The sequence below is a fragment of the Pseudomonas sp. SM4 genome, assembly GCF_051913165.1.
GTDB lineage: Bacteria > Pseudomonadota > Gammaproteobacteria > Pseudomonadales > Pseudomonadaceae > Aquipseudomonas.
Map to the genome: position 1 here is coordinate 254,787 of NZ_JBODOE010000005.1, position 12,921 is coordinate 267,707.

A 12,921-nucleotide genomic window follows, 5' to 3' on the forward strand; every position below is an offset into this window, starting at 1 on the left:
ATATGACTTCTTGGCCTAATCGATGCTCTATAAAAAGCGCCGGTTCACTGCTCATTCCCTGCAGACGCCTTCAACAGGGAAGCCCCTCGATGTACTCATTCAAACAACAATTACCTCGACTGACCCTCGCCGCCGCTTTGGCGCTGGGCATGGGACCATTGACTGCGTTGGCGCAGTCGCCCGCAGCGGCGGTGTTCACCTTCGACATTGCCAGCGGCCCGCTCGATGAGGTGCTGCTGGACATCTCGCGGCAGACCGGCGTACCGATCTCCTTCAGCCAGGACCTGGTGCAAGGCAGACGCAGTGCGGCGGTGCGCGGTGCATTGGGCGGGCGTCAGGCCGTGGAAAAAGCGCTGCTTGGCAGCGGCCTGCAAGTCGAGCAAAGCGCTCAGGGCTTGAGTGTTCGCGAAGGCGATGTGGCGGCTGTCGCGCCGGCAAAAGTCAGCGCCGTGACGCCGGCCAGCAGCGCCGATTACCGCATGGAAAAAGTCACCGTGACTGGCTCGCGCATCGCCCGTGCGCAGAGCGATGGAGCGACGCCAGTTAACGTCATCACCCACGAAGAAATGGAAGCGCGCGGCTACAAAAACGTCTACGACGCCTTGGCCACCCAGACTCAAAACACCGGCATGACTCAGGGCGAAGACTACGGCAATACCTGGCAACCGGCGGCCAGCGCGCTGAACCTGCGCGGCCTCGGGCCCAACCACACGCTGGTGCTGATCAATGGCCGTCGCGTCGCCGATTATCCGACGCCCTACGATGGCAAGGTCAACTTCACCAACCTGGCGAACATTCCGTCGGCGGTCATCGAACGCATCGAAATCCTCAGCAGCGGCGCGTCGGCGATTTACGGCTCGGACGCGATTGCCGGGGTGGTCAACATCATCCTCAAAGACAAGATCAACGGCGTCGACGTCAACCTCAAGGGCGGCACCAGCGAGCGCGGCGGTGGCGACAACCAGCGCTTGCAGATCAGTGGCGGCGGCAGCTGGGGCGACTTCGATGGTTTGTTCGGGCTTGAACTGACCAACCGCGATCCGATCTGGGCCGATGATCGCGGCTTCATGCAGAGCGGCCCGCTGGCCGATGTCGGTTACCGTCGCGACCTGAGCAACAGCCGTTATCTGGGGCCGGGCTGCGGCGCCTACCAAGGCACGTTCGACAACAAACTGTTCAACAACGGCGGTCGCTGCCGCACCGACCAGATGTACAACGATTACTGGACCGTGCAGACCCAGAAGGAAAACTACGACGGTTACACGCGCGGCACCTGGCACTTCAGCGACAGCGGTCAGGTCTTCGCGGACTTGATGTATGGCCTCGATCACATTCAGAACAACACCCGCGGCCCGACCTTCACCTCCCCGGACTTCGTCAACCAGAGCAGCGGCAATCTGGAGCGCTGGTATCGTCGTTTCGGTGAAGAGGAAATCGGCGGCCGCACCAGCAACAACAGCAAGTGGCGCGACACCTCGTGGACCGGCACCCTTGGCCTTTCCGACAAGATTGCCGACACCGGCTGGAACTATGATCTGGCGGCCAACCGTTCCGAGTATCGCAGCGTCCGCACCACACGTTACACGCCGCTGTCGTCGATTCAGGACTTCTACCTCGGCCCGCAGTTGGGTGTCAGCGGCGGCTATCCGGTGTTTGCTCCGGACGCTTCGCGCCTCGACCGGCCATTGACGCCGCAGGAGTGGCAGCAATTTCGCGGCAACCTGACCCAAAGCAGCAAATCGGTGTCGACCAGTTACAACGCGTCGGTCAATGGCGATCTGTTTGATTTGCCGGCAGGGCCGGTAGGGTTCGCCGGTGTGCTGGAAGCGGGTAAACAGGAATATCGCGTGGACCCGGACGACGGCCTCAACGACGGCACCTTTTACGGCGTGAGCCCGGCACAAAGCTCCGGCGGCTCGCGCAAGCGTTACGCGGCGGGCGGCGAGTTCAGCATCCCGGTCACCGACACCGTGCTGGCCACTGCGGCGGGGCGCTGGGATCAATACAAGTTCAGCGGTCGCACCGAACAGCAGAAAACCTACAACCTCGGTCTGGAATGGCGCCCGGTGACCAGCCTGTTGCTGCGCGGCAGTTACGGCACCAGTTTCCGCGCGCCGGACCTCAATTACATCTACCAGTCCGACAGCAACGGCTACTACCCGGCGCAGATCGACTATTACGGTTGCAGCCAGGGCGTGGAGGGCGCCTGTGATCGCGGGCGGGTCGATTACACGCAAAGCGGCACGGCGAATCTGGAGTCGGAACGGGGCAAGTCGTGGACCTACGGTTTTGTCTGGTCGCCGTCGCGCAACTTCGATTTTTCCACTGACTTCTGGCGCGTCGAGATCGATGACCTGCTGACCACCGTTGACGAAAACCGCTTGCTGCAAGAAGAGAATGAATGCCGCAACGGCAGCCAGGACATCAACTCGGCCAATTGCCAATCGACGCTGGCACGCATTGATCGTAACGCCGGCAACGCCGCCATTGATCCCAATCAGTTACAGCGCGTGCGGGTCAATGCGATCAACGCCGCCAGTGAGCGGGTCAGCGGCCTCGATTTCAAGAGCAACATTCGCTGGGGCGCGGGGCAGTACGGCGCGTTCAGCTCGGCGCTGGGCTATACCTTGGTGCTTTCGCATTATTACAAGGAGTCCGACGACGCACCGACCCAGGACTGGCGCACCTCGCGAACCAATTACGACTGGCGCAGCAAGGTCAACGCGAGCCTGACCTGGGATTACCAGAACGCCACGGCCACGCTGATGGGCATTCGTTACGGTTCGGTCACCAACGGCGCCGGTGACGGGCGTCTGTCGCCCTGGACAGTGTTCAACGCCAGTGCGCGTTACAAATTGAATGACCGGGCCAGCGTCGGCCTGACCGTGAACAACCTGCTCAATCAGGTCAAACACGATGAATCGGCGGGCTGGCCTTATTACCCGACCGGTAACTACGACCCTTACGGCCGGCAGTGGTGGCTGGATATGAGTTATCACTTCGGCAGTTAAACAGGGCAAGTACGTCGTATACGTCCTACGGAAACTGGAGCCGCTTGTGCGTTATTGGGGATTTTTCCGACGACTTTTTCAGGTTGGTCGTCGGAAGCGCGATCTATAGCATCGGACCTGACATTGAAGTCGCTGAGCGGCTTGAACGCTCAGGTTCCCAGATAAAGGATCGATTATGCGTACCCCACACATCGAGCATGAAACGCCTGCTTATTCCCTGCGTAACTTCTGGATCGACGATCGCGCCAGATGCCCCATGGAGGATGTCGCAATGCCCACGCCAAAAACGCCCCGGCTGACGGGGCTAAAGAAGGTCGCGGGCAAGCCTGTCGATTTGCTCGTGCATGGCCAGGACCTCGGTGACGATGCCATGCTGATTGTCCGCCTTACCGACCAGGGCTTTGAGCTGAGCGACGTCGTCAACATGCTTTCAACTTCCGAAATGTACCTGCGCGAAGACATGGTCAAACGCATCACCGGCAGGTCTGTCAGAACCGTGCAGCGGTTGTTGAAGGAAGGCAAATCGATACGGCTTGACTCGCAGCAGAGTGTCGTCGCCTACCAATATGCGCTGGTGCTGGAGATGGCCACTCGGGCGTTCGGGGGGCTGTCACAGGCGGAGATATGGATGCAAAAACCCACCCCTTACCTTAACGGCTACGTACCGTTGGAACTGACCCGCCACCCACTGGGTTTCCAGATGGTCGAGCAATACTTGTGTCAGCTCCTGTACGGGGGTTACCCATGAATCCCTTGCCCTGGGAAGGGCACTGGTATGGCTGGCGCCTGGATCAGGAGGCCTACGGAGAGACGTGGGACAGCGGGATGGGTTCAAAACTGAAGGGTGGTCGATGGAATGCGCCTGGCCGGCGAGTCGTCTATGCATCTGTCGACCCGTCCTCGGCCATTCTGGAGGTAGCAGCCAATAATAGTTTTGATGCACTGGACAGAGAACCCTATGTGTTGATGTGCTTTGAGGTCATCCGCGATGCACGGGTCAAAGTCGTTCAGCCCGAAGAGGTACCGAATCCTTACTGGTTGAGTCCCGCGTGGCCGTCTCCCAATCAACAGCGGTTTGCCGACGCTTTACTGGATGAGCATCCATTTCTCCTGATTCCCTCGGCGGCAACCCGCCACTCGTGGAATCTGCTGGTGAGCTGCGACCTGGCAGAGGGGCAATTCAGGATGGTCTCCCAGGAGCGGTTTGGCCTGGATACCCGGTTGTTGAGGGAGGTGACATTGGCTTGATACGGACGCACGGCATTTTGTGCATAACCTCATCACCCAACGGTCTAAACCGCCCTCTATAAATCCTTATTCTTCATCGCACATCCCTGCATAAACCAAAACGCAGGGATGGCTGTTCATGATTCAGTTTTCACCCGTCAAATCACCTTTGAGCCTGGCCTTGCTGCTGGCAATCAACACGCTGCCAGCCATTGCCGCCGACAGCACAGCAACCGAACCGACCACCCAGCTACAACGCGTCGAAGTCACGGGTACGGCGATCCGCCGGGTCGATGCCGAAACGGCAGTGCCAGTGACCATTCTGCGCGTCGAAGAGTTGCGCGAGCAGGGCGTTTCGACCACGGAGGAGCTGGTCAGCCGCATTTCTGCCAACCAGTCTTCGGTCGGTTCCGGGCGTTCGGTCGGGTCGAGCAGCGGCGGTGCGGCTTATGCGGACTTGCGCGGCATCGGCGCTAACAAGACGCTGGTGCTGCTCAACGGCCGGCGTCTGAGCAACAACGCCACCAATGCGATCAATGGCTCCGGTGTCGACCTCAACACCATTCCATTCGCTGCCATCGACCGCGTTGAGGTGCTGCGCGATGGTGCTTCGGCGTTGTATGGCACCGACGCGATCGGCGGGGTGATCAACTTCATCACCAAGACCAGCCTCACCGAAGGCCAGATCAGCACCAATTACGACACGCCGACGCATTCGGGCGGCGGCGAAAGTCGCAATGTCAGCGGTAGTTGGGGCTTCGGCGATTTGCAGGATGACCGCTTCAACGTCTTCGGCGTGGTCAGTTACGACAAACAGCAACGACTGGCCGCCGATGACCGCGATTACACCTACAACTACCAGCCCGGTCGCGGCCTCGATTACACCTCCGGGACTGCGTCGCCCGCCAACTGGAGCCAGGGCCGCAACGCGACTAATCCATTGGCTGGTTCCGGGTGCAACGCACCGGGGCTGCTGTCGCGCAACGGTATCTGCCGTCAAAGCCTGTGGAATTATCTCGATCTGGTGCCAGAAACCGAGAAGGCCTCGGCGTTCGCCAAAGCCACCGGCAAGCTCTCGGACGATCACAACGTCAGCCTCGAATACTTCTGGGCTCGCAACGAAAACCGCACACAGATCGGCCCTGGCACCTTGATGGGCAATCAGGTCAATCCTGGTACTGCGTTCTATCCGGGGAACGGCATCACGCCCGGGCCGAACGGTTTTGCCCTCGACCCGACGCAACCGGTCGACGTCAACTGGCGTGAAACCGCCGTTGGCGCACGCCAGCATGAAGATGACAACACCAGTCAGCGTCTGCTGCTGAGTTTCGATGGCACGCTCGCCGGTTGGGATTACAACCTCGGCGCCTCGTACAACCAAAACAAAGTGGTCAACAGCATTGAGGCCGGCTACGTCAACGACCGTGCGGTCAGTGACGGCATTGCCAACGGCGTGATCAACCCCTTCGGTCCACAGACGGCGGCTGGTTCTGCGCTGTTGGCGGCCAACGCGGTCGACGGTGACTACGCCACAGCGGTCGGGCGCGTGAAGGCGATCGACGGGCGCATCAGCCGCGAGATCGGCGACTGGTTCGGTGCCGGCCCTTCGGCGCTGGCGCTGGGAGGCGAGTATCGCAAGGAAGATTTCCATCAGGACTTTGCGCAGTTTGCCGGCGACGTACAGAGCCTCGGCGTTGACCCTAACGGCAGTGTCGCCGGGGATCGCAGCGTCTCGGCCGAATACGCCGAGGTCAACGTGCCGGTGCTCGATAGCCTGGAATTGTCCGCTGCGGTTCGTCACGACAAGTACAGCGATTTTGGCAGCACCACCAATCCTAAATACTCGTTCCGCTTCCAGCCGTTCAAGGAACTGGTGGTGCGTGGAGCCTACAGTGAAGGCTTCCGCGCGCCGTCGTTGTATGAGCTGTACAACCCCAACTTCACGACCTTCACCAATGCCAACTACAACGATCCGCGTTTGTGCGCCGGTGGTAATCCGAGCAACGGCGGCATCGCCAACCGTGACTGCGCACAACAGTTCAACCGCAGCACCGGTGGCAACACCGACCTGAGCCCGGAAACCGCGCGTAGCGTCACCCTCGGTTTTGTTTATCAGCCGTTCGAACGCCTGACCACGGGCCTCGATTTCTGGTGGATCGACATTGCCAACCAGATCGCCGAGTTCCCGGAATCGGCCGTGTTCGAGAACCCGGAGTTGTACCCGGAACGGCTGATCCGCAAGCCTGATGGCTCCATCGACCATATCGTCACGGGCCTGGCCAACCTCGGCAAGATCAAGACCAACGGCGTCGATGTCAGCTTCGACTACCGCTTGCCGAGCACCCCGTACGGCAATTTCGGCATCGGCCTGCAAGGCACTTACGTCACCCGATATGACTACCAGCAGCAACAGAAGGGCGACTACATCGACAAGCTCGGCGACTTCCGGGGCGGCGACTTTGCCTCGGCCGGCGCGGTGGCACGCTGGCGGCACAGCCTGACCGGCAGCTGGAATTACGGCGCGTACGGCGTGGCGCTGACCAACCGCTACACCAGCGGTTACCACGACTCCGACCGCGACACCCACGACTACGTCGGCTCGTACAACGTCTGGGATCTGGCCGGCACCTACACCTGGCGCAAAACCCTCAGCGTGACCCTCGGCGCGAAAAACCTGTTCGACCGCGAGCCACCGTTCAGCAACCAGACCTACACGTTCCAGAGCGGTTACGACCCGAAATATGGCGACCCGTTCGGGCGGACGCTGTACACGCGGGTCGCCTACAAATTCTGAATAAGCCCCTGTAGGAGCTGCCGCAGGCTGCGATCTGTTGATTTTCCAACGGCAAAAGATCGCAGCCTCCGGCAGCTTCTACAGAACAGGTTTTAGCAGTTGGTGCGGATTTTAGTCAGTTATTGATCTAAAGCCTGCCCTATAAACATGGCCGGCCTGTTGCACATCACAGGTAGGCAGGATTTGTGTTGACTGTTCCGGCGTTATCGCGAGCAGGCTCACTCCTACATTGGATTTGTGTTCACCGCAAACCCCTGTAGGAGTGAGCCTGCTCGCGATGAGGCCAGTAGCAGCAACCTGTAAAAGGGATCTGCCCATGTTCTCCAGGCTTATTGTGTTCAGCGCTTTCGCGCTTTTAACCCCGCTCAGTTGGGCGGCGCCGCAACCGGCACTCACGGTCTACGGCGAAGCGCCCAAGTACGCCGCTGATTTTCAGCACCTGGCCTACGCCAACCCCAATGCGCCGAAGGGCGGAAGCTTGCGTCGTTCCTCGCTGGAAAGCGGCCCGTTCGATCACCTGATTCCCTACACCGACAAAGGCACCGGCGTGGCCGATGTTGATGGCTGGCTCTACGCGCCGCTGGCCTATCGCAGCAAAGACGAGCCCTACAGCGTCTACGGTCTGGTGGCGCAGCAGATGGAGTTGGACAGCGACCGCCGCTGGTTGCGTTTTTACCTCAACCCCAATGCGCGTTTCGACGACGGCACACCGATCACCGCTGAAGATGTGCGCTACACCTTTAACCTCTTCATCACGCAGGGCAGCCTCAAATACCGTCAGCAGTTTCGCGATGTCGCCGAGGTTGTTGTGGAGTCGCCGACGCAAGTGCGCTTCATCTTCAAGAACAACGACAGCCGCACCTTGCCGCTGGATCTGGCGACACTACCGGTGCTGCCCGAACATTGGTGGCGGACGCGTGATTTCGCCGAGGGCGGCGGTTTCGAAATTCCGCCGGGCAGCGGCCCGTATCGGATCAGCGCCGTCGATGCCGGGCGCAGCGTGAAATTCCAACGGGTGCAGGACTGGTGGGCCAAGGATCTGCCGATCACCCGTGGGCTCTACAACTTCGATCAATTGAGCGTGGAGTTCTTCGCCGACACCGACGTGTCGCGGCAAGTGCTCAAGGCCGGCGGCTTCGATTACAACCGCGAGTTCTCCGCCACCAGCTACACCATCGGCTATGCCGGGGCCGCGCTGGAGCAAGGCAGATTACTTCGTGAACATCTCGCACCCGGTGCCGCTCAAGGTGCGCAGGGTTTTGTGTTCAACCTGCAGAAACCGCCGTTTCAGGATCGCCGCGTGCGCCAGGCAATCGCCATGCTCTGGGATTTCGAATGGACTAACCGGCAGATGATGCGCGGCATGTACCTGCGTCAGCACAGCTACTTCTCCCACAGCGCACTGGCGGCCCGCGAACTGCCGGACGCCGAAGAACTGAAAATCCTCGACCCCTGGCGCGGCAGGATTCCCGACGAGGTCTTCACTCAGGTGTTCCAGGCGCCGAAAACGGATGGCAGCGGCAACATTCGCGCCGAGCAATTACAGGCGCTGAAGTTGCTCGAAGAGGCTGGCTGGAAACCGCGCGGCGATCAGTTGGTGAACGCCAATGGCGAGCCACTGCACTTCACCTTTCTCAATGGCCAGAAGGGTTTCGAACGGCTATTGCTGCCGTTCAAGCGCAACCTCGCACAGATCGGCATCGGCTTCGATATTCGCCAGGTCGACACCGCGCAATACACCAACCGCGTGCGCAATCGCGACTACGACATGATCGTCGCCGGTTACCCGGTGAGCCAGGCACCGGGGCGCGAGCTGTTCAATTACTTCGGTTCCGATGGCGCCGATGATCCCGGCTCGAACAATTACATGGTACTGCGCGATCCGGCCGTCGATGCACTGCTCGAAGGGCTGGTGCAGGCCGACAATCGCGAGAGTCTGCTGCGTCACGCGCACGCCCTGGATCGCGTGCTGCAGTGGGGTTACTACTGGGTTCCGAATTATTACCCGCCGGGGATTTCCACGGTGTGGTGGAACCGCTTCGGCCGTCCGGCCATTGCGCCACTGTACGACGCCGGCCTCGATACTTGGTGGGAAATCAGCCCGACCGCACTGACTTCGACTCAGATGCAAAAGGAGTACAGCCATGTGGGGTTATAGCCTGCGGCGTCTGCTGTTGATCGTGCCGACCTTGTTGGCGATTCTGCTGGTCAACTTCGTCATCGTCCAGGCCGCGCCCGGTGGCCCGGTAGAGCAGGCCATCGCGCGCTTGCAAGGCGTTGGCGTCGGCGCGGCCGTGGGCTCCAGCCATGTCGAAACGGTGGGTGGTGAATCCCGCGCGACACGAGGGCTGGACCCGAAACTGGTGGCCGACATCGAGCGTCAGTACGGCTTCGACAAACCCGCCAGCGAGCGCTTGTGGCTGATGCTCAAAAGCTATGCACAACTGGATTTCGGTCAGAGTTTCTTTCGCGGTGCCAGCGTCACTGAACTGATCTGGCAGAAGCTGCCGGTCACCTTGTCGCTGGGCCTGTGGGCGACACTGATCACCTATCTGGTGTCGATACCGCTGGGTATTCGCAAAGCGGTGCACAACGGCTCGGCGTTCGATGTCTGGAGCAGCGTGGCGATCATCGTCGGTTATGCGTTGCCGGGATTTCTGTTCGCGCTGCTGCTGATCGTGGTGTTTGCCGGCGGCACGGCGCTGGACTGGTTTCCGGTGCGCGGGCTGGTGTCCGAGAATTTCGCCGAGCTGACCCCGTGGGGCAAGGTCGCCGACTATTTCTGGCACTTGGTCTTGCCGGTGACGGCGTTGGTGATCGGCGGTTTTGCCACCTTGACGATCCTCACCAAGAACAGCTTTCTCAACGAGATCTCGCGCCTGTACGTGGTGACCGCGCGCGCCAAAGGGCTGAGTCAACGGCAAGTGTTGTACGGCCATGTGTTTCGCAACGCGATGCTGCTGGTCGTCGCCGGTTTGCCGCAAGCGTTGGTGACGGTGTTCTTCGGCGGTTCGCTGTTGATCGAAGTGATCTTTTCCCTCGATGGCCTCGGTCGGCTCAGTTACGAAGCGGCGGTGGCGCGCGATTACCCGGTGGTGTTCGGTTCACTGTTCATCTTCACGTTGTTCGGCCTATTGATAAAACTGCTCGGCGACCTCTGTTACACGCTGGTCGACCCGCGAATCGACTTCACCGCGAGGGCTGCCTGATGCTGACCTTATCTCCAATCGGCCAGCGCCGCTGGGCGCGCTTCAAGGCGCATCGGCGTGGCTGGTGGTCGTTGTGGCTGTTTCTCGCGCTGTTCGGCCTGAGCCTCGGTGGTGAGCTGGTGGCCAATGACAAACCGCTGTTGGTGACGTATCAGGGCGACTGGTACTTCCCGGCGTTCAAGCGCTACACCGAGCAGGATTTCGGCGGCGAGCTGCCTTTTCAACCGGACTATCGCAGCGCGCAGGTGCGGCAATTGATCGAAGGGCAGGGCGGACGGATGTGGTTTGCGCCGATTCCGTTTGCGTTCGACACGGTCAATTACGACCTGACGGAGCCTGCGCCGAGTCCGCCCAGTGGCGCCAACTGGCTGGGCACCGATGATCAGGCGCGGGACGTGCTGGCGCGGGTGATTTTCGGCACACGCGTATCGCTGCTGTTTGCCCTGGCGCTGACGGCGGCGAGTGCGCTGATCGGTATCGCCGCCGGGGCATTGCAGGGCTACTACGGCGGCTGGGTCGACCTGATCGGTCAGCGCGTGCTGGAGGTGTGGTCGGGGCTGCCGGTGTTGTACCTGCTGATCATTCTGTCCGGGTTTGTCGAGCCGAATTTCTGGTGGCTGCTGGGGATCATGGCGCTGTTTTCCTGGCTGAGTCTGGTTGACGTCGTCCGCGCGGAATTCTTGCGCAGTCGTGGCCTGGAATATGTGAAAGCCGCACGGGCATTGGGCGTTGGCGATGCGCAAGTGATCGTCCGGCACATTCTGCCCAATGCCATGAGCGCAACACTGACTTATCTGCCGTTCATCCTCACCGGGGCGATCGCGACCTTGTCGGCGCTGGATTTTCTCGGTTTCGGCATGCCGGCCGGCAGTGCTTCGCTAGGCGAGTTGATCGGCCAGGGCAAAAGTAATCTGCAAGCGCCGTGGCTCGGTCTGACCGCGTTCTTTGCCTTGGCGCTGATCCTTTCATTGCTGGTATTCATCGGCGAGGCCTGCCGCGATGCGTTTGATCCGAGGACTTGATATGCCTGAACATCTGATCGAAATACGCGACCTGCGCGTCGCTTTCAATGGCCAGCCAGTGGTGCACGGCATCGACCTCGATATCCGCCCCGGCGAGTGTCTGGCGCTGGTCGGGGAGTCCGGCTCGGGCAAATCGGTGACGGCCCATAGCATTCTGCAATTGCTTGACCCGGCCATCACGCAGATTGACGGCAGCATCCGTTATGCCGGCGAGGAGTTGCTTGGCGCGCATGAGCGCTACTTGCGGCAATTGCGTGGCAACCGCATCGCGATGATTTTTCAGGAGCCGATGAGTTCACTGAACCCTTTGCACACGATTGAGCGGCAACTGGGCGAAAGCCTTGCGCTGCACAAGGGGCTGGCCGGGGCGGCGGCGCGTCAGCGCATTGTGCAGTTGCTCGAACTGGTGGGCATTCAACGCCCGCGCGAACGGCTCAAGGCCTATCCGCATCAACTCTCGGGCGGTCAGCGCCAACGGGTGATGATTGCCATGGCGCTCGCCTGCGAGCCGCAGTTGCTGATCGCCGACGAGCCGACCACGGCGCTGGACGTGACCGTGCAACGCAAGATTTTGTTGCTGCTCAAAGAACTGCAGGAGCGGCTGGGCATGGCGCTGTTGATCATCAGTCATGATCTGAACCTGGTGCGCAATATCGCTCAGCGCGTGGCAGTCATGCGTGGCGGATTGATCGTCGAGCAGGCGCCCTGTGACCAGTTGTTCAGCGCGCCGCAGCATCCTTACAGCATTGAGTTGCTCAACGCCGAGCCCGGTGGTGAGGCGTTGTGCCGGGAGCCCGCTGAGAATTTGCTGGAGGTGCGTGACCTTCATGTGCGCTTTCGTTTGGGCGGCGGTTGGTTGCGCGCGAAGTCCTGGTTGCATGCGGTCAATGGTATTGATTTGAATCTTCAGCGCGGCAAAACCCTGGGGATTGTTGGCGAGTCTGGTTCAGGCAAGTCGACATTGGGCCAGGCCATTCTGCGTTTGCTGGATGCCCAGGGCAGCATTTGCTTTCAGGGCGAGGCGCTGGAGCACTTGAGCGGCAAGCAACTCAGGCCGCTGCGCAAACGCCTGCAAGTGGTGTTTCAGGATCCGTTCGGCAGCCTCAGTCCGCGCCTGTGCGTGGAGCAGATCATTGCTGAAGGTTTACAGGTGCACAGCGATTTGAACGCCGGCGAGCGTGAGAGGGCGGTGATCGATGTGCTGCGTGAAGTCGGCCTCGATCCGGCCACCCGCCATCGCTATCCCCACGAGTTCTCCGGTGGTCAGCGGCAACGCATCGCCATTGCCCGGGCGCTGGTGCTCAAGCCCGACTTGATCCTGCTGGATGAACCGACGTCGGCACTGGATCGCACGGTGCAAAAGCAGATCGTGGCTTTGTTGCGGCGTTTGCAGCAAGAACATGGCCTGACTTACCTGTTCATCAGCCACGATCTGGCGGTGGTGCGAGCGCTGGCGCATGACCTGATCGTGATGAAGGAGGGCCAGGTGGTGGAGCGTGGTCAGACGGATCAACTGTTTGCGGGGGCGCGGCATCCTTATACGCAGGAGCTATTGGCGGCATCGTTTGCCACAGCGGTTTTGCCTGTGACACATACCGACAGACTTTTATCCGTCGTGTAGATCCGGTACATTCCGCGTCCTGGCCAATACAAGGAAG

At 60.6% G+C, this 12,921-nt stretch carries 8 protein-coding genes; all 8 read left to right on the top strand.

The features are described from left to right. Positions 1–89: 89 nt before the first annotated feature. The 8 genes from ACQ4MY_RS11870 to ACQ4MY_RS11905 all read left to right on the top strand — a co-directional run bounded on the left by ACQ4MY_RS11870 (position 90) and on the right by ACQ4MY_RS11905 (position 12,884). On the top strand, positions 90–3,011 hold the full coding sequence (locus ACQ4MY_RS11870) for a TonB-dependent receptor domain-containing protein (RefSeq protein ID WP_440095233.1): 2,922 nt from the start codon (positions 90–92) through the stop codon (positions 3,009–3,011). A gap of 271 nt (positions 3,012–3,282) precedes the next feature. Continuing rightward, a complete protein-coding gene (locus ACQ4MY_RS11875; RefSeq protein WP_081500502.1) occupies positions 3,283–3,759 on the top strand; it encodes an antitoxin Xre/MbcA/ParS toxin-binding domain-containing protein in 477 nt (158 codons plus the stop codon). Continuing rightward, positions 3,756–4,259, top strand: coding sequence for an RES family NAD+ phosphorylase (locus ACQ4MY_RS11880; RefSeq protein WP_440095234.1), 504 nt, complete (start codon positions 3,756–3,758; stop codon positions 4,257–4,259). Before ACQ4MY_RS11875 ends, ACQ4MY_RS11880 begins: the two co-directional genes overlap by 4 nt. 118 nt (positions 4,260–4,377) lie before the next feature. After that, positions 4,378–7,032: a TonB-dependent receptor gene (locus tag ACQ4MY_RS11885; RefSeq protein ID WP_440095235.1), complete on the top strand. Its 2,655-nt coding sequence runs from the start codon at positions 4,378–4,380 to the stop codon at positions 7,030–7,032. Between the two features lie 316 nt (positions 7,033–7,348). Beyond that, positions 7,349–9,190 carry an extracellular solute-binding protein gene (locus ACQ4MY_RS11890; protein ID WP_440095236.1) on the top strand — a complete coding sequence of 614 codons (1,842 nt, stop codon included), beginning with the start codon at positions 7,349–7,351 and terminating at the stop codon, positions 9,188–9,190. After that, positions 9,177–10,241 carry a microcin C ABC transporter permease YejB gene (locus ACQ4MY_RS11895; protein WP_440095238.1) on the top strand — a complete coding sequence of 355 codons (1,065 nt, stop codon included), beginning with the start codon at positions 9,177–9,179 and terminating at the stop codon, positions 10,239–10,241. Before ACQ4MY_RS11890 ends, ACQ4MY_RS11895 begins: the two co-directional genes overlap by 14 nt. Beyond that, the gene (locus tag ACQ4MY_RS11900) at positions 10,241–11,263 is read left to right on the top strand and encodes an ABC transporter permease (RefSeq protein WP_440095240.1); all 1,023 of its coding nucleotides are present in this window, start codon (positions 10,241–10,243) and stop codon (positions 11,261–11,263) included. Before ACQ4MY_RS11895 ends, ACQ4MY_RS11900 begins: the two co-directional genes overlap by 1 nt. A gap of 1 nt (position 11,264) precedes the next feature. Continuing rightward, positions 11,265–12,884 carry an ABC transporter ATP-binding protein gene (locus ACQ4MY_RS11905; protein ID WP_440095241.1) on the top strand — a complete coding sequence of 540 codons (1,620 nt, stop codon included), beginning with the start codon at positions 11,265–11,267 and terminating at the stop codon, positions 12,882–12,884. Positions 12,885–12,921 lie beyond the last annotated feature (37 nt).